Source organism: Maribacter sp. ACAM166, assembly GCF_005771495.1.
GTDB lineage: Bacteria > Bacteroidota > Bacteroidia > Flavobacteriales > Flavobacteriaceae > Maribacter.
In genome coordinates this window covers 99,220-122,035 of record NZ_VAUW01000004.1, presented here as the reverse complement: position 1 = coordinate 122,035, position 22,816 = coordinate 99,220, and the positions used below count along the sequence as shown (strand labels likewise).

At 34.3% G+C, this 22,816-nt stretch carries 21 protein-coding genes and 1 other RNA gene; 13 read left to right on the top strand and 9 right to left on the bottom strand.

The annotated features are described in order from the left end of the window. Positions 1–65 precede the first annotated feature (65 nt). The gene (locus ES765_RS04785) at positions 66–560 is read left to right on the top strand and encodes a MepB family protein (protein WP_138111627.1); all 495 of its coding nucleotides are present in this window, start codon (positions 66–68) and stop codon (positions 558–560) included. Between the two features lie 129 nt (positions 561–689). Here ES765_RS04785 and ES765_RS04780 read toward each other — a convergent pair whose 3' ends face one another. Further along, positions 690–1,220 (bottom strand): hypothetical protein, encoded by a 531-nt coding sequence (locus ES765_RS04780; RefSeq protein WP_138111625.1) that lies wholly within the window; start codon positions 1,218–1,220, stop codon positions 690–692. Between the two features lie 176 nt (positions 1,221–1,396). Between ES765_RS04780 and ES765_RS04775 the strand changes: the two genes are divergently transcribed. From ES765_RS04775 to ES765_RS04755, 5 genes are all read left to right on the top strand, one after another. Beyond that, a complete protein-coding gene (locus ES765_RS04775) occupies positions 1,397–2,464 on the top strand; it encodes a ThuA domain-containing protein (RefSeq protein WP_171017227.1) in 1,068 nt (355 codons plus the stop codon). A gap of 564 nt (positions 2,465–3,028) precedes the next feature. After that, positions 3,029–3,847 carry a 3-methyl-2-oxobutanoate hydroxymethyltransferase gene (panB, locus tag ES765_RS04770; protein WP_138111623.1) on the top strand — a complete coding sequence of 273 codons (819 nt, stop codon included), beginning with the start codon at positions 3,029–3,031 and terminating at the stop codon, positions 3,845–3,847. A gap of 150 nt (positions 3,848–3,997) precedes the next feature. Then, a complete protein-coding gene (locus ES765_RS04765; RefSeq protein WP_138111621.1) occupies positions 3,998–4,360 on the top strand; it encodes a four helix bundle protein in 363 nt (120 codons plus the stop codon). Positions 4,361–4,399: 39 nt separating this feature from the next. Beyond that, positions 4,400–5,098 (top strand): RluA family pseudouridine synthase, encoded by a 699-nt coding sequence (locus ES765_RS04760; protein WP_138111619.1) that lies wholly within the window; start codon positions 4,400–4,402, stop codon positions 5,096–5,098. Between the two features lie 36 nt (positions 5,099–5,134). After that, positions 5,135–5,665 carry a DUF4252 domain-containing protein gene (locus ES765_RS04755; RefSeq protein WP_138111617.1) on the top strand — a complete coding sequence of 177 codons (531 nt, stop codon included), beginning with the start codon at positions 5,135–5,137 and terminating at the stop codon, positions 5,663–5,665. Here ES765_RS04755 and ES765_RS04750 read toward each other — a convergent pair. Together ES765_RS04750 and ES765_RS04745 are read right to left on the bottom strand one after the other, a co-directional pair. After that, complete coding sequence (locus ES765_RS04750; RefSeq protein WP_249356239.1) at positions 5,655–6,536, bottom strand: DMT family transporter; 882 nt, start codon at positions 6,534–6,536, stop codon at positions 5,655–5,657. The two genes, ES765_RS04755 and ES765_RS04750, sit on opposite strands and share 11 nt — an antisense overlap. A gap of 14 nt (positions 6,537–6,550) precedes the next feature. Further along, entirely contained in the window at positions 6,551–8,095 is a 1,545-nt protein-coding gene (locus tag ES765_RS04745; RefSeq protein ID WP_138111615.1) for a hypothetical protein, read from the bottom strand. 145 nt (positions 8,096–8,240) lie between these two features. On the opposite strand from ES765_RS04745, the gene ES765_RS04740 reads away from it, so the two are divergent. Further along, the gene (locus tag ES765_RS04740; protein ID WP_138111613.1) at positions 8,241–9,413 is read left to right on the top strand and encodes a 2-isopropylmalate synthase; all 1,173 of its coding nucleotides are present in this window, start codon (positions 8,241–8,243) and stop codon (positions 9,411–9,413) included. 2 nt (positions 9,414–9,415) lie between these two features. Beyond that, on the top strand, positions 9,416–10,534 hold the full coding sequence (gene leuB, locus ES765_RS04735) for a 3-isopropylmalate dehydrogenase (RefSeq protein ID WP_138111611.1): 1,119 nt from the start codon (positions 9,416–9,418) through the stop codon (positions 10,532–10,534). A gap of 8 nt (positions 10,535–10,542) precedes the next feature. Here the strand turns inward: leuB and ES765_RS04730 are convergent, their stop codons facing one another. After that, complete coding sequence (locus ES765_RS04730) at positions 10,543–11,769, bottom strand: peroxiredoxin family protein (protein ID WP_138111609.1); 1,227 nt, start codon at positions 11,767–11,769, stop codon at positions 10,543–10,545. A gap of 126 nt (positions 11,770–11,895) precedes the next feature. On the opposite strand from ES765_RS04730, the gene pheT reads away from it, so the two are divergent. Next, positions 11,896–14,325, top strand: a complete 2,430-nt coding sequence (gene pheT / locus ES765_RS04725; RefSeq protein WP_138111607.1) for a phenylalanine--tRNA ligase subunit beta — start codon at positions 11,896–11,898, stop codon at positions 14,323–14,325. Here the strand turns inward: pheT and ES765_RS04720 are convergent, their stop codons facing one another. Continuing rightward, a complete protein-coding gene (locus ES765_RS04720; protein WP_138111605.1) occupies positions 14,326–14,901 on the bottom strand; it encodes a fasciclin domain-containing protein in 576 nt (191 codons plus the stop codon). It abuts the gene before it with no gap. Between the two features lie 207 nt (positions 14,902–15,108). Here ES765_RS04720 and ES765_RS04715 point away from each other — a divergent pair, with 207 nt between their 5' ends. Next, positions 15,109–15,828 carry a hypothetical protein gene (locus ES765_RS04715; protein WP_138111603.1) on the top strand — a complete coding sequence of 240 codons (720 nt, stop codon included), beginning with the start codon at positions 15,109–15,111 and terminating at the stop codon, positions 15,826–15,828. A 15-nt stretch (positions 15,829–15,843) separates the two neighbouring features. Here ES765_RS04715 and ES765_RS04710 read toward each other — a convergent pair whose 3' ends face one another. Together ES765_RS04710 and ES765_RS04705 are read right to left on the bottom strand one after the other, a co-directional pair. Further along, positions 15,844–16,968, bottom strand: a complete 1,125-nt coding sequence (locus ES765_RS04710; protein WP_138111601.1) for a hypothetical protein — start codon at positions 16,966–16,968, stop codon at positions 15,844–15,846. Between the two features lie 26 nt (positions 16,969–16,994). After that, the gene (locus ES765_RS04705; protein ID WP_138111599.1) at positions 16,995–18,623 is read right to left on the bottom strand and encodes an ABC-F family ATP-binding cassette domain-containing protein; all 1,629 of its coding nucleotides are present in this window, start codon (positions 18,621–18,623) and stop codon (positions 16,995–16,997) included. A gap of 179 nt (positions 18,624–18,802) precedes the next feature. On the opposite strand from ES765_RS04705, the gene ES765_RS04700 reads away from it, so the two are divergent. Then, the gene (locus ES765_RS04700) at positions 18,803–20,185 is read left to right on the top strand and encodes a transaldolase (RefSeq protein ID WP_138111597.1); all 1,383 of its coding nucleotides are present in this window, start codon (positions 18,803–18,805) and stop codon (positions 20,183–20,185) included. A 35-nt stretch (positions 20,186–20,220) separates the two neighbouring features. Here the strand turns inward: ES765_RS04700 and ES765_RS04695 are convergent, their stop codons facing one another. Both ES765_RS04695 and ffs read right to left on the bottom strand, forming a co-directional pair. Continuing rightward, positions 20,221–21,030: an SDR family oxidoreductase gene (locus tag ES765_RS04695; RefSeq protein WP_138111595.1), complete on the bottom strand. Its 810-nt coding sequence runs from the start codon at positions 21,028–21,030 to the stop codon at positions 20,221–20,223. Positions 21,031–21,121: 91 nt separating this feature from the next. After that, positions 21,122–21,220, bottom strand: an RNA gene (gene ffs / locus ES765_RS04690) — signal recognition particle sRNA small type. A gap of 134 nt (positions 21,221–21,354) precedes the next feature. On the opposite strand from ffs, the gene ES765_RS04685 reads away from it, so the two are divergent. Then, positions 21,355–22,410 carry a glutaminyl-peptide cyclotransferase gene (locus ES765_RS04685; RefSeq protein ID WP_138111593.1) on the top strand — a complete coding sequence of 352 codons (1,056 nt, stop codon included), beginning with the start codon at positions 21,355–21,357 and terminating at the stop codon, positions 22,408–22,410. A gap of 1 nt (position 22,411) precedes the next feature. Continuing rightward, positions 22,412–22,801 (top strand): acyl-CoA thioesterase, encoded by a 390-nt coding sequence (locus tag ES765_RS04680; RefSeq protein WP_138111591.1) that lies wholly within the window; start codon positions 22,412–22,414, stop codon positions 22,799–22,801. Positions 22,802–22,816 lie beyond the last annotated feature (15 nt).

The window sequence follows — 22,816 nt, the reverse complement described above, 5'->3', positions numbered from 1 at the left end:
TTCAGAAGATTGTATGTACTACTGATAAAACTGTATATCAAAACAAATTGCGCAGCATAATTTAAATGGATACTACTCTACATCAAATTAAAAATAAAATATACAACAACTGTGCTCTTGAAATATCTGATTTCAAAACTGAACAGGAAAGCACAGCGTATGATGCCTGTAAATTTGTATTGAACGGCCATTATATACGAAGTAGAAATGCTAAAATAACACCAAAGAAAACAGGACAGTTCGTAACCTTCTGGAAACGTTATAAAAACGGACCTATTGAGCCTTTTAATGAAACCGACCCTATTGACTTTTACGTCGTAAATGTGAGAACTAAAAATGCGCTAGGACAGTTTGTTTTTCCAAAATCAATACTGATTACTAAAAGAATAATCTCTACAGAACATAAAGAAGGAAAAAGGGCATTTAGAGTATACCCTAGTTGGGATATTATAACTAATAAACAAGCGAAGCGAACTCAAAAATGGCATTTAGTCTTTTTTTATGAAATTAATGATTCAACAAACTTAAATAAGGTATTGGAGTTGCATAAGGATAATTAACCGTGGAGTAATTAAAAAATTCACATGTTACAAATAATTAATACAACCATTAAATGGTTATATTAATTATTATTGATTTTAGTAAAGAACTTGCCATTACACTCATATCCCTGTATTGGCAGAAAAAACCTATTTCTCTCCCTTATCGCCTATAAAATAGTCACTTTTATTTTTAAACAACACATTAAACGTAGTCAAACTACCATAAATGCGTGTTATATATTGCTGTAAATCTATCTTTTCTTGATCATCTAAATTTTTACTAGCATTAATTTTTTGCTCCATGACCCGAATACGGTCGCGCACCATTACAATCTTATGAAAAAATGTATCAATAGGAATTTCTTTATTACTCAAACCAGCTTCGCCTGATTCCAAAATAAGGTTTCCACCTTTACATTTATCGGCAATAGCAACACGTTGAGAAACATCACTCCATTTTTGAAGAATTGCCACCAATGAACTCTCTACATCAAAATAACTAACAGTATCTACCTCACCATCAACTGCTTCAATCACCTCGAATTCAGCATCCATATTAATAATCTTCAATCCACTTTCCATAAAAGTTACCCAATATTGCTTTGAAGAAACATTAGTAACCACTCCCTTTCCATATTCTGAATGTAAAATTCTAGATCCAATTCCCAATATCTTCATTGTATTTATTTTTAGTTCGTTGGAATACAAAATTTAATTCCGTTTCAAACATCGACAAAATTTCGGTATTATTTATACCTAATTTATCCTCTGTTCATTTTTTTGTCATCTTGGTTAGTTCATGTACATTTAAAGTCAGGAATTAATTCTTAGCTAGAACCATAAATACCAGAATCATGAAAAACGTAATGGCATTAACATTATTTTCTTTGCTACTAATATCTTGCGGAGAGAGAAAAAGGGAAGTGGTCGAACAACCATCAGCTAAACTAAAAGCATTAATTATTGATGGTCAAAACAATCACTATATATGGCCAAAGACCAGCATGATGATGAAGGACTATTTGGAACAAACCGACCTTTTCACTGTTGACGTAGAACGAATGGATTCGGTCTGGTTGGGTATTAAATATAACCAAACAAGGCCTGAAGCTTATAAAATGTTTATTGAGAAGTACCCTCTAAAAGATAAAGAATATAAGATATCGGATAGCCCTATAAAAACATCAGATTTTTCCTTTGACTTTACTAAATATGATGTGATTATTTCAAATTTAGGAGCAGAATCTCCTCTATGGCCAGAGAAAACTAGAGAAGCATTTGAAAACTACATGAATAATGGTGGTGGATTCGTAGTGATTCATGCAGCGAATAATGCTTGGGGAGAATGGGATGAATTCAATAAAATGATAGGTCTAGGTGCTTGGGGCGGTCGTGATGAAAAAACTGGACCTTATGTTTACTATAACGATGCAGGCGAATTAGTAAAAGACGCAAGTGAAGGTGCTTGCGGTTCTCACGGGCCTGAATATCAATTTCAATTAACAACAAGAGCACCAGAACACCCTATCATGAAAGGTCTTCCTCAAAAATGGTTGCATACACAAGATGAGCTTTATGAACGCATGCGGGGACCATTTGAAAACGTTACTATTCTTGCAACTGCGTTTGCAGATGTTGAGAAGAATGCGCCACCTTGGGATTCTTCTGTAAAAGGCCTCGGACAAAATGTTGCTCAACTTATGGCTATCAACTATGGTAAAGGAAGGGTTTTTCATTCAACACTTGGCCATTTTGATTATTCGATGGAATGTATCGGGTTTATAACCACCTTACAGCGTGGCGCAGAATGGGCCGCAACAGGTTCTGTTACGCAAGAAATACCCGCAGATTTTCCAACTGAGAATGCAACAAAATCTAAAAGTTGGAATAATTTATTAAATAGTATTAGAAGTGCCTATTAATGAAGGGTGCCAACCCGTTTCTATACGGGTCTATATCAGATAACTAATTTTAATTTCCTTTATTAATTGAAAATATATGATACCGCAATGGTGGAGTTTATGATTGAGCCAAACCAAGCATTTTCCATAGCACCATTCACTTGAATACTATAGTCCATCAAACATTCTTGAAAATTAATGAAATCAGGTATACTGCTAGCTGAGTGTATTAAATCATCACATTTATTAGTTCATAAAATAATTTTCACAGCTGTATCTGAACCTATAATCTGTAATACCTTATTGGAAGATTCTGAAATTTTTATTGCTATCGAATTTTGTGTATGAAAAGCATCTAAAAATAAATAATTGCTTTTATAACCCTTGTTTATCAAGTATTTTGAGCAGTTATAAGCACATAAGTAAGACGAGTAGAAAATAACCAATTTGTTTCATAGCTGCAGTTTTTTAATTGAAACTAAAAATAGTATTATATTGATTTCCTGAGCAAAAGCGTTCTTGGCGTTTCAGCTAGATTGTCATTAAAACTCCTTACTTTTATGGCGGTTAAACCAAAAAGAAACTATGTCCACAGCAAAAAAAGAATATAAAAGGGTTACGGTAAAATCATTAGTGGAAATGAAGAAGAATGGAGAGAAAATCTCAATGCTTACTTCGTATGATTATTCGATGGCCAAAATAGTTGATGCCGCAAAAGTCGATGTTATTTTAGTAGGTGATTCTGCTAGTAATGTAATGGCAGGTCATGAGACCACATTACCAATTACATTAGATCAAATGATTTACCACGCATCTTCTGTTATTAGAGCTGTAGAAAGAGCTTTAGTTGTTGTTGATTTACCTTTTGGTAGCTATCAAAGTGATCCTAAAGAAGCATTACGTTCTGCAATCCGTATCATGAAGGAAAGCGGCGCCCACGCTGTTAAATTAGAAGGTGGAGCAGAAATAAAAGAATCTGTAAAACGCATATTGGCAGCCGGCATACCTGTTATGGGTCATTTAGGTTTGACACCGCAATCCATTTATAAATTCGGTACCTATACCGTACGTGCAAAAGAAGAGGAAGAGGCAGAGCAACTAATGGAAGATGCAAAACTATTAGAAAAACTAGGTTGTTTTGGAATAGTATTGGAAAAAATACCGGCAAAATTAACTAAAATGGTTTCTGAAAGCTTAACCATCCCTACCATTGGTATTGGTGGCGGAAAATATGCTGATGGGCAAGTATTGGTGGTTCATGATTTGTTAGGAATGACACATGAATTCCACCCTCGTTTTTTACGTAGGTACATGAACCTATATGAAGAAATGGGAAAAGCCATTTCTAATTATGTTGGTGATGTAAAGCGTATGGATTTCCCTAATGATGATGAGCAGTACTAGTTAATCAAGATGTTTGATGGATTTATTGGACTGTTGGACTGTTGGACTGTTGGACTGTTGGACTGTTGGACTGTTGGACTGTTGGACTGTTGGACTGTTGGACTGTTGGACTGTTGGACTGTTGGATAATATAGCTTAAAATAAACTATTGTGTCTCATAGATTTAAAGAATTGGATGTTTGGAAATTAAGCAGAACTTTTTGTGCTGATATATATTTATTAGCCTATAAATTTCCAAAAAATGAAAAATTTGGAATTACGAACCAACTTAGAAGAGCCTCCGTTTCTATCCCATCAAATATAGCTGAAGGCTCTTCTCGAAAATCGAATAAGGATTTTAGTAGATTTTTAGAAATTACAATTGGTTCGATGTATGAAATTGAAACTCAATTACTGATAGCAAATGATTTAAATTTCATGACTTCAATAGGCTTAGAAACAACTTTGGAAAAATTAAATTCAATTTTAAAAATGACATCAAAATTTAGATCCACTCTAAAAGTAGCTAGCTAAACTTTCTAAAAGTCCGAAAATCTATATAAATCTCTTTAATTGTCAAAAAAACAACATTCTACCGTCGAAAATCTGCAAGTATTATTTGAGGATAATCATTTGATTGTCATCAATAAACGGCCTGGAGATATAGTACAAGGAGATAAAACCGGTGATAAGCCCCTAAGCGAAACCGTCAAGGCTTTTTTAAAGAAGAAATATAACAAACCAGGAAATGTGTATTTAGGTGTTGTTCATCGTTTAGACCGACCTACTTCTGGTATCGTAGTTTTTGCAAAGACCTCCAAGGCTTTACCAAGACTTAATAAAATGTTTGCGGAGAAAAATGCAAAGAAAACCTATTGGGCGATTGTAAAAAATAGACCAAGTGACCCTGAAAAAAAGTTAGTGCACTGGTTAAAAAGAAATACCAAACAAAATAAATCATACGCCCATATCAAAGAAGTAGACGATAGCAAGAAGGCTGTTTTAAGTTATCGATTAATAAAAAGTCTAGATAATTACCACTTGTTGGAAATAGATTTGGAGACAGGTAGGCATCATCAGATAAGATCACAACTTACTGCAATTGGCTCTCCTATTAAGGGTGATTTAAAGTATGGTTTCAATAGAAGTAATGATGATGGCAGTATACACTTGCATGCACGTAAACTTAGGCTCACACACCCGGTCAAAAAAGATGTTTTAGAAATAGTTGCTCCAGTACCCAACGATTCTATTTGGAATGCATGTGTTTAAATTTACTATTTTTATATACCTTAAAGCCCATATACCATGATCAGAAAACTTGTTGTTCTAAGCCTATTGCTAATACTTTTTGCGTGCAGTGGTTATAATTCTATGGACACATTTTATAACACCCATAAAAATGACAATCAAGTAACGGCAATACGGGTACCGCAGTTCATGTTGGCCATGGTGAGTGAGATTTCTCCAGAAATGAAAGCCTTAGTCGGCAACACCAAAGATTTACGGTATATGCAATTTCCAAGCAATACACCCAGCAGATCACAATTTCTTAATTCACAAATGAACAGAATAACTGGTAATTCATTCATCGAGGTATTTAGAAAAAATGATAATTTAAGACGAAATGTTGTTTCTATTCGTGAAAAAAGAAATTCAGTCAAAGAAATTCTAATCTACAATAACAATAGTCAGTCAGGCTCTTTTTTATATTTCAAAGGTGATTTTGATCCTGTAAAAGTTCGTGAAATGGTCAAAAATGAACAGTTTACTAAATTCGGGGAAAATATAATCAACCAATTTGGTACTAATTCTCTAGGCGTAAAAGCTACCGAATAACATTAGGAGTATCGCTCATCCCTTTAGCTCGAATACTTTCTATTACTACCGAACTTAAAATGAGAATACCGCCAAAGATGGTCGTTCCTTTTGGTATTTCCGAAAGAAAAAAAGCTCCAATTAATATACCATAGACAGGTTGAATACTACTGAGTATGCTTACCGTAGTTATATTAAAATGCTTAAACGTCATTAAAAACAAGGTGTGACCAATGGCGGTTGTTAAAACTGCCAATGCCACCAATGCCTGCCATTGACCTACTATCAAATCAAATGAAGTGATGAAAAGGAATGGAAAAAGTAGAAGACCGACTATTCCTGTTTGATATACCATGAGCATAGAACCATTGTAACTGGAAACCTTTTGTTTTAGTAAAATATTTCTAATCGCATAGGCTAACGCAGAAAGAAGTCCGAATGCAATTGCAATTGTATGTGAATTTTCCAAGTCTAAATTCGGACTCAAAAAATACATACCGGCAAGTACTAAAGAAGCCAATAGCAAATGAATACGCTGAAATTTTGTACCCAACATGATTGGTTCTAAAAAAGCTGTAATTACGGGATACGTAAACAACGACAACATACCTATAGCTACACTAGAAAGCTTTAATGCATAGAAATAGGCTACCCAATGAACACACATTAAGAGTCCGCTCAATACGATTACTGATACATCTTTTCGTTTAGGTGTAAATGAGATATTCTTCCACCAACAAAATAAAACTAACACGAAAAAGGCCAAAATTGCCCTAGTACCAATCGTTACCGTAACCGGTAATTGTACATACCTACCCAAAGCACCCGATGTGGCAATGAAAAACATGGCCAAATTGATTTCTAATAAATGCTGAATATGTAATTTATTCATATTGAAAACTATCCCTAGCGAATATGCGCCATTGCTTTCTCCCTCATAATCTGAGAAACAGGCTTATTCTGTAAATGGCTCTCTAACCAAGAAAGGATATCTAGATATAAGAATGCCCTTTTCTCGTAGGGATGGTCCTCGTATTTCTTAAGTTCGGTATACAATTTTTGAAATTCAGCCTTTAATTGGTTTGGATAAATACCTCCTAGACTTCTCAAAAACTTAATCATCTCTTTTTGAACGGCATGCATATCATTCATCTTTAAAAGAAATTTATACGTGCTTTTTAGTTGTATTTCTAAATGATAGTCCATTCCTGCTTCATAATGCGCTACAAGACTTAATACTCTGGCAAAACACATTAAATCTTCACGCATTTTCAGGTTCTTGTTCTCAATAATCTTTTTAAGATAGTGAATACATGTTTTGTTATCTCCTACACCAAAATATAGACAGGCGATTTTATAGTACAGCACCATTACATGGTGAATATCAATTCTATCTCGATGTTTATTAATACCATACTCTACAATTTTCACCAGATACAATCCCTTTTCGAAGGTACCTTCCAAGAAATGTAGATTTAATTTATTGGCGTTTATATAAATAAATACCAATGAATTAATATTGTCATTATCTGGAAATTCCTTTTCCTTTATTGTCCTCTCTAGTCGCTCAAGCACTTCTTTAAATTGAGAGCTATATTGAACATAGAATAAGGATTCTAATAGATAATGATTTCCCTTTAAAAAAAATACCGGATTAAGGTAAATCATATCCTTATGTTCATAGAATAAATCTACCCACTTACTGGAATATTTATAACAGGATAAGAAATCTTGAGTAAGAAAACTATACCAGAGGTATGCCTTATATAACCAAAGTTTTTCACGAAAACCTAAGTCTTCTATATTATATAATGGCAAGTGGTCGTTGAAGTACGTTTTTACTTTTTGATAGTCTTCATCACTCCTTACATAACCAACTTTCAACATCATACCATATAATTGTAACGATAGATTCGAAAGTTTACTGGTCATTACATTCTGACCAGAAAGTTCTTTTGCCTGCACAGCAAGTTCATTTGCACGATCTGGAATACTTCGGGTAATATATTGTGTTTCTATAATTTTCTCAAGCTCGACTATCTCATAAGCAATATTCTTCTCCTCATTTTCTATGGCAATGGTTTTCACCTTATCAAGAATCTTTAGACTTTGCTTGTAAAGGCCTTTTTGATAAAGTATGGTTGCAAAATCTAGTTGCTCCCTTATTTGTACCCTAATATTTTGGTTAACGGGGTTCAACCGTAAGCTTACTAAAATCTGTTTGTAGAGATGTGCTTTTAAGTTGGAGAGTTGCGCTTTTTTAACAATACCGCTTTCTAGTATTATTTTCTCATGATATTGCTTAATTTTATCCAATAAATTGAAAAGCGCCAAAAACTTAGCATCGGTATTCACCCCTAATCTGCCTACATAGAGTTTAAACTGTCGCTTCTCAGATTTTGAAAGAGATTTAACTAAAACGAACAAACCATCTTTATGTGCATTTGTCATCGTAAAAAAAAGAGTTTAAATAATTGTAATTCAGTGTTTTATATACCTAAAAATCTGTCTTAACATTGTAAACAACGTGACAAAATTTGTGTGTTTTGTGTATTAGGTTATATATTCGTTTGACTAGTAAAATTACGTAAATATAATGAGTAAAGATATCGTACAAATATTTGACACAACATTAAGAGATGGAGAACAAGTTCCTGGCTGCAAGTTAGACATGGAACAAAAATTGGTAATCGCTGAGCGCCTAGATTTATTAGGTGTTAATATTATCGAGGCCGGCTTTCCGGTTTCTAGTCCTGGTGATTTTAAATCTGTCGAAGCCATAGCAAAACTCGTTAAAAACGCTACAGTTTGTGGACTGACACGTGCTGTTCGAAAAGACATTGAAGTTGCAGCTGAAGCATTAAAATATGCTAAAATGCCTAGAATTCATACAGGTATAGGTACATCTGACTCTCATATAAAATATAAATTCAATTCTAATCGTGATGCAATAATTGAACGAGCAGTAGCTGCAGTAAGTTATGCGAAGACTTTTGTAGAAGATGTAGAATTTTATGCTGAGGATGCCGGACGAACGGATAATGAATTTTTAGCACGCGTATGTGAGGAAGTAGTTAAAGCAGGCGCAACAGTTTTAAATATACCTGATACAACAGGATATTGCTTGCCGGACGAATATGGTGCTAAAATAAAATATTTACTTGAAAATGTAAAAGGAATTGATAAAGCCATACTTTCATGTCATTGTCATAACGACTTAGGGTTGGCAACAGCCAATTCAATTGCCGGTGTATTAAATGGAGCCAGACAAATTGAATGTACCATTAATGGTATAGGTGAACGCGCCGGAAATACTTCATTAGAAGAAGTGGTAATGATTATGCGTCAACACCCAGACCTTAATTTGGATACGACCATTAATAGTAAATTACTTTTTGACACGAGTCAAATGGTATCGCGTAAAATGGGCATGATGGTGCAGCCTAACAAAGCTATTGTAGGTGCAAATGCATTTGCGCATAGTTCTGGCATACATCAAGATGGTGTTATTAAGAATAGGGAAACATACGAAATTATGGATCCTGCCGATGTCGGAGTTACCGAATCATCAATTGTATTAACAGCGCGTAGCGGTAGAGCTGCCTTAGCATACAGAGCCAAAATTGTAGGTTACGAACTAACCAAAATTCAATTAGATATGGTATACGAAGCATTTTTAGTATTTGCGGATACCAAAAAAGAAGTGAAGGATGAAGATATTCATCAAATTGTTGAGACTGCCAAAATAGACTTACAACGTATTAGCTAATTATGCATTTAAACATCGCTATTTTAGAAGGAGACGGAATCGGACCAGAAGTAGTCGCACAATCTATAAAGTGTCTTCGCTCTGTAGAGGAAACTTTTGGCCATAGTTTTACGTTCAAAAAAGGCTTAATTGGGGCGTCTGCCATAAAGAAAACCGGGAACCCACTTCCTAAGGAAACTTTACAAATGTGTAAAAACGCTGATGCCACATTATTTGGAGCATTAGGGTTGCCAGAATATGATGACAATCCCAAGGCTAAAGTTTGGCCAGAACAGGGATTACTTAAATTACGTAAAGAACTAGGTCTTTTTGCGAATATTAGACCTGTAAAGGTTTTTCCTTCATTTGTGAAGCAATCACCATTACCTAAAAAAAGTGTTCAAAATACAGACTTAGTAATATTTAGAGAACTTTCCGGTGGTATTTATTATGGTAATAAATCTATTAATGAAGAACAAAATTCTGCAACAGATACTTGTACGTATACCGAAGGGGAAATAAGTAGAATCGCACACCTTGCCTTCAAATCTGCTAGGTCTAGAAAAAAGAAAGTGACCTTAGTCGATAAAGCTAATGTTATGGTAACCTCTCGCCTTTGGAGGCGCGTAGTACGTTCTATTTCCGAAAGCTATCCAGATGTGACACTAGACTGTCTATTTATAGATAATGCAGCTGTGCAAATGATTTTGAATCCATCACAATTCGATGTGATTTTAACCGATATTATGTTCGGTGATATTCTTTCTGATCAAGGCAGTGTTATTGCAGGTTCTATAGGGCTACTTCCATCTGCTTCTGTTGGTCTTGAACATGCTATGTTTGAACCTATTCACGGTTCCTATCCAGATGCAGAAGGAAAAAATATAGCTAATCCTGTAGCATCTATTCTAAGTATGGCCATGTTGTTGCAACATTTTAAAATGAATGAAGAATCTGATGCTGTTGTTGCAGCAGTATTAAAATCATTCTCGAAAAAAATTGTAACTCCAGATATTTTAGGAAGTTCTAAATATGGAACGAATTATGTGGGTGATTTTATCGCAGATAACATCTTGGAACTAGATGGTACTTTTACTATGAATGATGAAAATATCGGATTGGGAAAATCAACTATTATCTAACAATTAAATTATTCATTAATTAGTTCAGTTACCAACTGGTCGAAATCTCTTTTAAATTCAATGAATTTATTTCCAGTTGCCGGACCATTAAATCCCGTATGAATTTTTCGTACTTCTCCTTTTTTATCCATAAAGATCGTCGTTGGGTAGGAAAGAACATGGTTTAACATGGGTAATTTTTTCTGTGCTTCCGATTTATCATATGTTCCGAATTGTGCTAATAACATTGGATATGAAATTCCTATTCTTTCCTTTAGACGCTCCATACCTTTGATTGACTTTTCTTTCGTTTTAGCAGATTCAAAAGCTAATCCTATCACTTTAAGATCCTTGTTATCGTTTTCTTTCAAATAGTCAACCAAAAATTTGGTTTCATCTAAACAATTAGGGCACCAAGTTCCCATTAACTGCACTATCACCACCTTATTTCTAAATACTTCATCCTCTAGAGAAATTAAATTACCATCGGTATCAGGAAATGCAAAGGCCAATTTCTCATACCCTTCGTTGATATATGTCAATGAGTCTGGATTAGGCAATTCAAACCCATCATTTCTTGAGGCAGTAAATGGTTCTTTAAAGTGATTACCCGAATAAAAGACGCCATTCATACTTGAATCGGTAACTTTTGCTGTAAACAAAAATGCATGAGCACCATCGAATGCTGATAATTTGAGCGAATCACCATCCATAACTCCTTCCAGATATCGATAGTCGCCTGTCGTAGTTCTAAATGTGCCAGTCACTTGATTATCATCCTGAAGAAAAATTCCCTTTCCAATATATGCATCATCCGTATCGGGACTAAAATAGGCTTCCCATAATCCCGATATGTTTTTTGCGCTTGGATTATTAGTGGTAAATCTTTCTTCAACACCATATACCGCCTTAAAAGGAACAATTCTGTCTAAACTCTCTTTGACAAACTGGCCTGTAATTTCTCTCTCAGAAAATTTTCCTACTAAATACCCTTCAAAAACCGGGGTTTGTATAACAATTGAATCACCAATAATTTCAATTTCATCTACTTCAATAGTTTCTGCTGCATTAATGATTTGCATCGTATATTTTCCTGCTACATTCTTGCTGACGTTAAGATTAAAAGGCAGAACTTGACTATCCATCACCTTAAGTTCTACCCTCCAAATACCTTCCGCTAGATTGTGCTCTTGCCCTTTCTCATTGCAAGAAACCAAAAGCATAAAAATGGCAAGTATACCACTACATAATCTCATATTCATTTAGGTTTAACGAACAAAATAACGATTTAAATGGCAGAATTAAAAATTAAAAGAAACACTTAATAGCTTATTGAATGTGTACCGGCATTGTTTTATCTTTGCCCCCTATAAATGATTTGAATGAAAATATCATATAACTGGTTAAAACAGTTCATACAAATAGATTGGGAATCCCAAAAAACAGCTGAACTTTTAACTGATTTAGGGTTAGAGGTAGAAGGTGTCGAAAAATTTGAATCTGTAAAAGGCGGATTGAAAGGTGTCGTTGTTGGGCATGTATTAAGTTGTGAGAAACACACAAATGCAGATAAGTTGAACGTCACAATGGTTGATGTGGGTCTGGAAAAACCACTTCAAATTGTTTGTGGTGCACGCAATGTAGCTAAGGGTCAGAAAGTTCCCGTTGCTACAATAGGAACCACCCTTTATACTGCAGATGGGGAAGGTTGGACAATAAAGAAAGGAAAAATACGTGGTGAGGAAAGTCATGGTATGATTTGCGCAGAAGACGAATTAGGTCTTGGAGTCAGCCATGATGGAATTATGGTATTGGATGAAGATTTAGAAGCGGGAACGCCGTGTGCAGAAATCTTTGAAATTGAAGAGGACGAGATTTTTGAAATAGGCCTTACCCCTAACCGTGCAGATGCCATGAGTCATTTTGGGGTTGCTCGAGATTTTAAAGCAGGCTTAAAGCAAATAGAAATCTCAAAAGAACTTATAACTCCATCTACCAGTCATTTTAACATCAATGATCGTTCATTAAAAATTGATGTTGATGTTAAAAATACGTCTTTGGCACCAAGATATTGTGGGGTGACATTAAGTGATTTAATAGTACAGCCCTCCCCTACTTGGCTTCAAAACAGACTTAAATCAATTGGTATCACACCTAAAAATAATATAGTAGATGCTACTAATTATGTATTACATGAATTAGGGCAGCCTCTACATGCCTTTGATGCGGCTAAAATAAAAGGGAATAAAATTGTAGTCCAAACAGTGGCAAAAGGGACCAAGTTTATTACTCTTGACGGTGTTGAAAGAACATTACATGAAGATGATCTAATGATTTGCGATACGGAAAAACCTTTGTGTTTGGCAGGCATTTTTGGTGGTCTTGGATCAGGAGTAACAGAAGAGACTACTTCGATATTTTTAGAATGCGCTTATTTCAATCCAATAGCCATACGTAAATCAGCTAAAAGACATGGGCTGAATACCGATGCCTCCTTTAGATTTGAACGTGGTATTGACATTGAAAATATAGAGTACAGTCTTAAACGAGCTGCTTTGCTAATAAAAGAAATAGCAGGTGGTGAAATAACATCTGAAGTAATAGACCTGTACCCCAACAAAGTCTCTAATTTTGAAGTTTTCTTAGCTTTTGAAAAAATAAATAAATTAATTGGCCAAGAGATACCCCAAGATACTATCAAATCTATATTGGCTTCACTTGATATAAAAGTTAAAAATGTAACTGAATCAGGTATGGGACTTGAAGTGCCTTCTTATCGAGTAGACGTACAACGGCAAGTAGATGTAATAGAAGAAATTTTACGCGTTTATGGGTATAACAATATTGATTTTAGTGAAAAACTGAACGCATCGATAGCGACAACAACACCTACCGAAGATCACACTATACAAACCACTATTGGAAATATCTTAGCTTCAAAAGGGTACTATGAAATTCTCACCAATAGCCTAACCAATCCTAATTATACCGCTCTTTTAGATAATGAGGAAAGCGAACATAAATCGATTGAAATAATTAATCCGTTAAGTGGTGATTTATCTGTGTTAAGAAGAGCCTCACTATTTTCTGCATTAGAAACAGCTAGCTATAATATAAATAGAAGAAAGTCCAACCTTAAATTATTTGAATTCGGCAAAACATATCTATCTAAAGCAGGTGAGAGAATAGAAAATAAATATTTAAGTATTCTTATATCTGGTGATTCTATTCAAGATAGCTGGACAGAAAAAGCTTTATCTACGAATTTCTTTGAATTGAAATCAATCGTTGAGACGACATTATTACGACTAGGCCTAGGTAATCTGAACAGTGAACCAACCAAGTCAACTATATTTTCAGAAGGTTTATCCTTAGTTTATAATGAAAATAATTTAGTTTCTTTCGGACTGATAAAAAAATCTATTCTCAAGCATTTTGATATTAAACAAGATATTTTATATGCGGATTTCAATTGGGATTTAATTTTGAAACAACTAAAAAGAACTCCAATTTTATTTAAGGATATTTCTAAATATCCAGAGGTAAAGAGAGATTTCGCTCTACTACTGGACCAAAAATCTACCTACGAAGAACTTTTCGATTTATCGTATGAAGCTGAACGTAAGTATTTAAAGGATATAACTCTCTTTGATGTATACGAAGGAAAAAAAATACCCGAAGGCAAAAAATCATACGCCGTAAGCTTTACACTACAGGATGATAAAAGCACTCTGACAGAGAAGCAAATAGAAAAGATTATGTCTAAGCTACAAGCAACGTTTGAACAAAAACTTGGAGCAGCACTTCGGTAATTAGAATATATTTATTGGTAGAAATACAGTGTCTATTTCGTGGATGACACCGTTAGATTGATTTGAATCTGCTCTGACAATAATAGCTTGATTTCCAGATTTGTCGGTCAGTATTATTTCTATGCCTTTCATGGTAGCTATAATCTTTTCACCTTGTATAGTCGTGAAATTTGCCGAACCATTGCCACGACACATGGCTCTTAAAATAGAAGATGCCGATAATTTACCGGCTATAATATGATGAGACAGAATGGTCTTTAGAACCTTTTTATTCTTTGGGTCTAAAAGTTTATCTGTTGTGATTTTTGATAATTTCTCGAACGCTAGATTTGATGGAGCGAAAATGGTAAACTCTCCATTATATCCTAACACTTGGTCTAAATTGGTTGCTTTTAATACGCTTAATAAGGTCGAGTAACTTTCAAAAGAAGCCGTACGCTCTATAATAGACTTCTTAGATTTTGTGAAATACGGCAGAATTTGTTCCACTGGTAATTCAGCAACCTTATCTTGTGCCTTAGTCTGGTAGCCTATCAATAAGGTGCACAAGGACACTAGGTATGTCCACTTTTTCATAGTTTGAGTTCGGTTAGGGTAAATATTCTTAAAATCGATAAACTACACAATTTCAACGTCAAGATACAATTTCAACTCATAGTTTCAGAAGACAAACCAGCTATTAATATAATTTAACATTTATTTAACTTTTGATTGTGATAAACATATTTACGCTAGATTCAATAATTAGCTAAATTTGAGTGTATTGTTAATAATAAGGACAAGATGCTACCTAAAACGAATATTGAAAATAAGCTACATAAAGCTAAATTAAAACGCTCAACATCAGAAGAAAATAGACTTAAAGAGGTATATGCTATATTCTCAAATTTAGATTCTGAATTAGGCCGAATAGAGAAAAACGTAGCCACTAATGATGGAATAATCCAGAATCGTTTCAAAATCGATTTTTTGGAAAGTTCACGAATATATCATATTGAAGAGATTAAAAATATCTGTATAGACTATCGCCTTCGTTTTTTAGACTCTAAGTATTTTAAAGGAGAATTACCTGTTGAGGCGTTATCAAAAATTAAAGCGCTAGAGCAAGAACACGGTTTAGAAATTAAGGGGTTTAAAATAATCGCGCCCTCTAAGCTTTTTAAACTAGAAGATAGGGATGACCCATTGTTATTTGCCCCCATAGGCAACGGCTACCATTATTTAATACATCAATGGGGGAGTGATTTACATCCTTTACGAAAAATGCTAATGTGGCCATTTAAAGGCATGGTGAACTTATCTATTTTAGTGCTACTACTAAGTTTCTTGGTCACACTACTAGTGCCTGAAGGACTTTTTTCCAAATCAAGTTCAAATGTAGAATTTTGGATTATCAATTTTTTTATGTTCAAATGCATAGCAGCAGTAGTTATATTTTATGGTTTTGCTCTCGGCAAAAACTTCAGCCCCGCTATTTGGAATAGTAAATATTTTAATAGTTAAGTGGATACTGCGTTTTCAATTTACAAATATGCTTTGCGGAACACCTTCTAAATCGATATTGTCAATTATCTTAAAATCGGGTGTCGGACTAATTCTTAAAATACCACCATTACCTACTTGACCTTTCTTTTGATAACCAATAAGCACATAACCGTTTTCCTCGTCATAGCTGATTGAAGTTGTTGCAGCTATACTATATTTGACATTCAATTCAGATTCACTTAAGAAATTTTCAAAAAGATATACGACGGTACTATTTTTGTCAAAATCATATATAGCGGGTACCGTTGCTATGATAGCCGATGGTATTGTCTTTTGAAAATAGATTCTTCCGGCACCATCCATAAACGAATCAATCGTAGATAAAAATCCTGGGGCTGTACCTTCTCCATACATCGTATATTTTTTATCTAGAGTAATTGGGTTTAACGTTGTATGCAATTCTGGATAGCTAATAATTATTTGGTCTGAGATATTTTTCAACAACTTGGTTGCATCATTACCTAAATCTAACTCCATCAGGTTTTCTTTGGTCTTTAAATCAATGATAGATAGATGAAATTCATCGGTAACATATTCATTTGAAGTCATCACAAACAACCTATTTGAAGATGGCATTAAATCAACTGGTTTTTTATCTAAAACAATATCTATAAATGTAGAACCATCAGAAGACAATGAAATAGACCGCACTATATATTGCTTATCCTTTCCCTCTATCGCTTGTTCATAAGAAACAAATAGTTCATCTTTGGTATGCGCAATTGCTGTCACCTCTATAGAGCAAGAATCAATATCTTCAAAAACACTTAACATTGTTGAAGTATCACTAACAGCATTATAGATTTGAACAGTAGCCCTACAGTTACTGGTATAATAGTAACTAACCTCTTTTACTGTGCGAAATTTAAAGGAGCTTAAGGGGATATCCTTAAAATTGGTTGCCGCATTTTGAACAACTAAACCTGCTTTGGCAGAACCTAGGATGGTTGCAGTTAGTTGGTTGTTACTTTTTAAAAATACAGTGTAATTTGCATTTAAGGCCATTGAAAGTTCTTCAGAACTTTCCTCTGTAGATTTATCGCACGCAGCGAAACTGAAGGCCATAATAATGCAGGCCACAAGGTTGTAGGTTTTCATAAGACATCGATTTGGATTAATCTACGCTATGCCGTAACAACGTACATCTTATTACGCTGCTCTTTTAATGCCTTGTCAGACATATATTCATCAAACGTAGAATACCTATCAATGTTGCCTTTAGGCGTCAATTCTATGATTCTATTTGCCACCGTATGTGCGAACTCATGATCATGAGTTGTAAATAGCACAGTTCCTTTAAAATTCTTTAAGGAATTATTGAATGCCGTAATGCTTTCAAGGTCCAAATGGTTTGTTGGTTCATCTAGCATTAATACATTAGCACGCATTAACATCATTCTACTTAACATATTACGAACCTTTTCACCACCAGAAAGTACGGTACATTTCTTAAGTGCTTCTTCGCCGCTAAATAGCATTTTACCTAAAAATCCACGGATGTATACTTCTTCGCGCTCTTCTTCTGTTTTTGCATATTGACGCAACCAATCTACTAGGTTGATATCATCCGTAAAAAAACTAGCATTATCTGCCGGTAAATATGACTGTGTAGTTGTTATGCCCCATTGAAACGTACCTTTATCTGCCTTTTTATTACCGTTGATAATTTCGTAGAAAGCTGAAGTTGCCCTAGAATCCCTAGAAATTATGGCAATTTTATCTCCTTTTGCCAAATTGATATTGATATTTTCAAAAAGAACCTCCCCTTCATCCGTAGAAGCAGAAAGTCCTTCGACTTGTAATATTTGATCACCCGCTTCACGTTCCCTATCAAAAATAATTGCAGGATACCTACGGCTAGATGGTTTAATATCTTCAACCTTTAATTTTGACAGCATTTTTTTACGCGAGGTTGCCTGCTTACTTTTCGCAACGTTAGCGCTAAATCGCGCAATAAACTCTTGTAGTTCTTTAGCTTTCTCTTCTGACTTTTTATTTTGTTGTGCACGTTGACGGGCAGCTAGCTGACTACTTTCATACCAAAATGTATAATTACCGGAATACAAGTTCAACTTACCAAAATCGATATCACCTATATCGGTACATACGGTATCTAAAAAGTGACGGTCATGCGAAACAACGATTACCGTATTTTCATAATCTGCCAAGAAGTGTTCTAACCAACTAATTGTTTCATAATCCAAATCGTTGGTAGGTTCATCCATTATCAAAACATCAGGATTACCGAATAATGCTTGTGCTAAAAGAACACGTACCTTAAGTTTTGAATCAAGCACTGACATTAGGGTTTGATGATATTCCTCATTAATTCCTAAATTGGAAAGCAAAGCAGCAGCATTACTATCTGCATTCCATCCATTCATTTCCTCGAAATTCACTTGCAACTCTCCTATTCGATCAGCATTCTTATCATCATAGTCGGCATACAAAGCATCTATTTCCTTTTTTATCTCATATAGCGGCTTGTTACCCATAACTACAGTCTCAAGTACGGTATAGGTATCTGCCGAGTTATGATTCTGCTCTAGAATTGACATTCTTTTACCTGGCTCTAAGTGTACATGACCAGAAGTTGGATCCATTTGACCCGCAAGAATTTTTAAAAATGTAGATTTTCCCGCCCCATTGGCACCAATGATACCATAACAATTGCCCTGAGTAAAAGCCACATTTACTTCATCGAACAAAACTCTTTTACCAAATTGAACAGAAAGATTAGAAACAGAAAGCATAATAATATTATTTTAAAAATCCGTGCAAAAATACTGAAATTATAGGCTCATACTAACTAGTTAACCATCAATTTCAATTAACAGGGGATAAGATTGACATCCTTAACATTTAACGAGCCGTTAACAACAACCAAAACCTAGGTTCCTTATTTTTGAGATGTATCAGTTCCCTGTACTATATGAATAGAATTCTACTTTTTATAGTTATTGTTTTGTTAGTAGGTTGTTCCTCATCCAAAAAAGATTCGGACAGAATTCTTTTCGCAGGTGAAATTGTGAACCCTACCAGCAACCAAGTTGTATTGTTCAAGGGTGGTAAAAAAATAGATTCAGCCCAACTTGACTATAAAAACCGGTTCAAATTCAACTTACCGGCTATTGAAAATGGGTTATACCATTTTAATCTTTCACCCGAATATCAATATGTTTACTTGGAGAAAGGCGATAGCCTTATGGTTCGTCTTAACACGATATACTTCGATGAATCATTAGTTTTTTCGGGCAGTAATGAGGAATTAAATAATTTTCAATTAGAATTATTTCTATCTGCAGAAGAGGAAGATGGGGCGATGTATTCTCAATATTACGAATTAGAGCCTGAAGATTTTCTTAAAAAAATTGCATCCCTCAAAAATGAAAAATTAGACCGTCTTAATGAACTAAAGACAGAATCTGCTATGTCACAAGGTGGGTATGAGTTATTAATGAGTAATATTGAGTACTCTTACAATAGGTATAAAGAAATCTATCCTTTTCAACATAAGCGAAAGACTTCGGAAGAAATTATGCATGATTTACCTAAAAATTTTTATGCATATCGTGACAACATAAACTATAATAATCCTAATTTAACATACCTAAGGCCGTATTATGACTTCATGAAGGCTCATTTCGGAAATTTATCTTACATGGCTTGTGCTAAAGGTTGTCCGAATGGAAATTCAGGAACAGGCAAGCAATTGCATTTTAATAAGCACAAACTTCATTTAATCGATAGTTTGGTAGTTGAAAAAGAATTAAGAGACAATCTATTTAGAAATGTGGCATTTGATTATCTTCTAAAAAAGAAAGATGAACCTGAAAACACTGAAATATTCTTAAAAGAGTTCAAGAATGTCTCTAAAAACAATATGCATATCGAAGAAATTAAAAATCTTTACCAAGGCATACTCAACCTCCAACCTTCTAAAGTAATTCCTAATTTAAGTGTTATATCCTTTGATAAGGAAATTAAAACTTTAACCGAAATAGGGAAAGATAAAAAAGTACTTTTCTATTTCTGGTCGGGAACGAATAAAAAGCAATATCAAGAAATTTTCAAAAGAATAGAAGTATTAAAAGACAAAAGACCAGATCACGAACTTGTTGGAATTAATATTAAAACCGATTATAATGATTGGAAAGTAATTTTAAAAAACCTCGATGTGGACCCAAAATTACAATACCATACAGAAAATTTCAAAGAACTTACTGAGACATTAGTTCTATACCCCATGAATAAAGCGATAATTACTGATAATGCTATAATTGTCGATGGTTTTTCTAATATCTATTACAATTAGTAATTTAAAGTACTCTTCTTCAACGAAAGTAGATTTTAATTTCCGTTGTGTTTTTCTAATAGTTTCTCAAACCAAAGTCCAGGTAAAATACTTTTGAGAGTGAGAGAAAATTTTTGGATAAAAGATCCCACCATGTAATGAGGCTTAGGATTTTTAGTTTCAATAATCTTGGCAATTTTCTTACCAACTTCAATTGGATCGCCTCCACTATCCACATCAGCATCAATAGCCTCTAAAGTAGTCTTATACATACTCCTATAAGGAGAATTCTCATATACCGGAGTGTGATACCTGCCTGAAGCGATATTTGTAGCAAAATCTCCTGGAGCTAATGTTGTAAACTTTATACCAAAAGATTTAGTTTCTAATCTATAACTTTCGGTTACCAGCTCAAGTGCAGCCTTGCTTGCAGAGTATATTCCTCTGTAGGGCAGTCCCATATATCCTGCTATGGAAGTAATATTTACAATAAGCCCATTTTTCTGGTTACGCATTGCCGGAAGTACTTCATTAATTACACTCAACGGTCCGTTAAAATTAGTAGCAAAAGCCTTTATAATCTCTTCTTGAGGAGTTTCTTCCATTGGTCCGGTTATGCCAATGCCTGCATTATTCACCAAAACATCTATTCTCGATTCTCTTTCTAGCACTACTGCAACTGCCTTCTTTATCGTTTCGATATTTCTAACGTCCATTTCTAAAAGTGGAAACTCAGAAAATGAAGGATATTTTTTTTTATCTCGGGTAGTACCGTAAATCGTATATCCCTTTTCTTTTAAATGTAAGCCTATTGCTTTTCCAATTCCGGAAGACCCACCTGTAATTAGAATTACCTTTGATTTCATATTTCAGAAAAATAAGTGGTGCTAAAACTGTACATAAAACTAGTTTTGAATGTGTTACCTTTTTTAAGATTATTTGAATATAAGGCACAAAAAAAGGCAAGCTACCTACATCGCACCGCTACGACTATATACCCTTGCTGTGTTCCCACCCTGGGGGATTCTACAGGAGCTGGTCGTGTAGGACTTGCCAGCTGCAAATATACAATCTTTTAAATCTTTCACAATCCTTTTAGTTTCTAAATTTTATGAATTAAATTGCTCCTCTTAAGCAAAGAGTCAATCTTGCTTGTAAGCACTACATAATCCTAAATAATTTTTTTATTAATGAGTCTAGTTAAAATTATTTGTATAATTCTTATTCCCAGCCTTTTCATGGCCTGTGGAAGCGGTAATCAAAAAGCATCCTCTTTATTTGAAATTAATTTAGCTGAAAATGCGAAACAGGTACGTCAAAATGATGAAATTGGTATCAGTATAAACAACAAAAAAGAGAAGAGTATTGAACGCATAGTGTATAGTATTGATGGTATCGAAATTCCATTAAACAACAACAAACTGACAATTAATCTTCCAACGCTTGGTCATAAGGTCTTGACGGCAAAAATAATGTTTGATGGTGAAACGATTGAAATCAATAAGAATATCAAGGTTTTTTCCGCAAAAGCTCCCGAAATATATACGTATACCATCATTAATGAGTATCCACACGATACAAGAGCTTATACACAAGGTTTAGAATTTCACAACGACACTTTATATGAAAGTACAGGTAAAAAAGGCGAATCTTTTCTAAGAAAATTAGATTACAAATCTGGTAAGATTTACGAACAGATAGATTTGGATAAAAGTTATTTCGGGGAAGGTATAACTATTCTAAATGACAAAATTTATCAACTTACGTGGCAAAGTGGATTAGGCTTTATTTATGACCTAAAAACATTTAGAAAATTAGACAACTTTCATTATGGCAAAAGTCGTGAAGGTTGGGGACTTACTAATGATGGTAAGAAATTGTTTAAGAGCGATGGAACTGAAAAAATATGGTTTTTAAACCCTGATACGATGACGGAAGAAGGTTATATAGAAACCGTTACCAATTCTTCAATAGTTAATTCTGCAAATGAACTTGAATTTGTAAAGGGAAAAATATATGCCAATGTATATCAAAAACCTAGTGTAATGATTATTGACGGCAAAACTGGCGCAATTGAAGGGGTTATAAATTTTAGTGGTTTAAGTGACAAAATTACTGAAATTGAAAATTGGGATAAGGCGAATAATGTTTTAAACGGTATTGCCTATCATCCAGACCGTGAAACTTTCTTTGTTACGGGTAAATTTTGGGATAAAATGTTTGAAGTTAAAATTCAGAAGAAATAAGATGGCAATATTCAAAAAAGACCTTATTGTTTCTGTAGATGATTTAGATGACCTAAACCATGTGAATAATGTGCGCTATGTGCAGTGGATTCAAGATATATCAAAAGAGCATTGGCAAGCAAAGGCCACAGAACAAATGCAAGAAGAGACCATATGGGTGGTACTTAGTCATCATATCGAATATAAGACTGCTGCTGTATTAAATGACCCCATAACCATGACCACTTTTATAGCGTCTAGCTCCGGCGCTAAATCAACTAGGGTAGTTGAAATGAGAAATAGAAAAACAAAAAAAATATTAGTTCGCTCAAGTACCGAATGGTGTCTCCTAAACAGTAAAACCTATAGACCTGTTCGAATTCCTGACGAGATTAAAGACATTTTTCTTTAAATAATTTATTCAAAA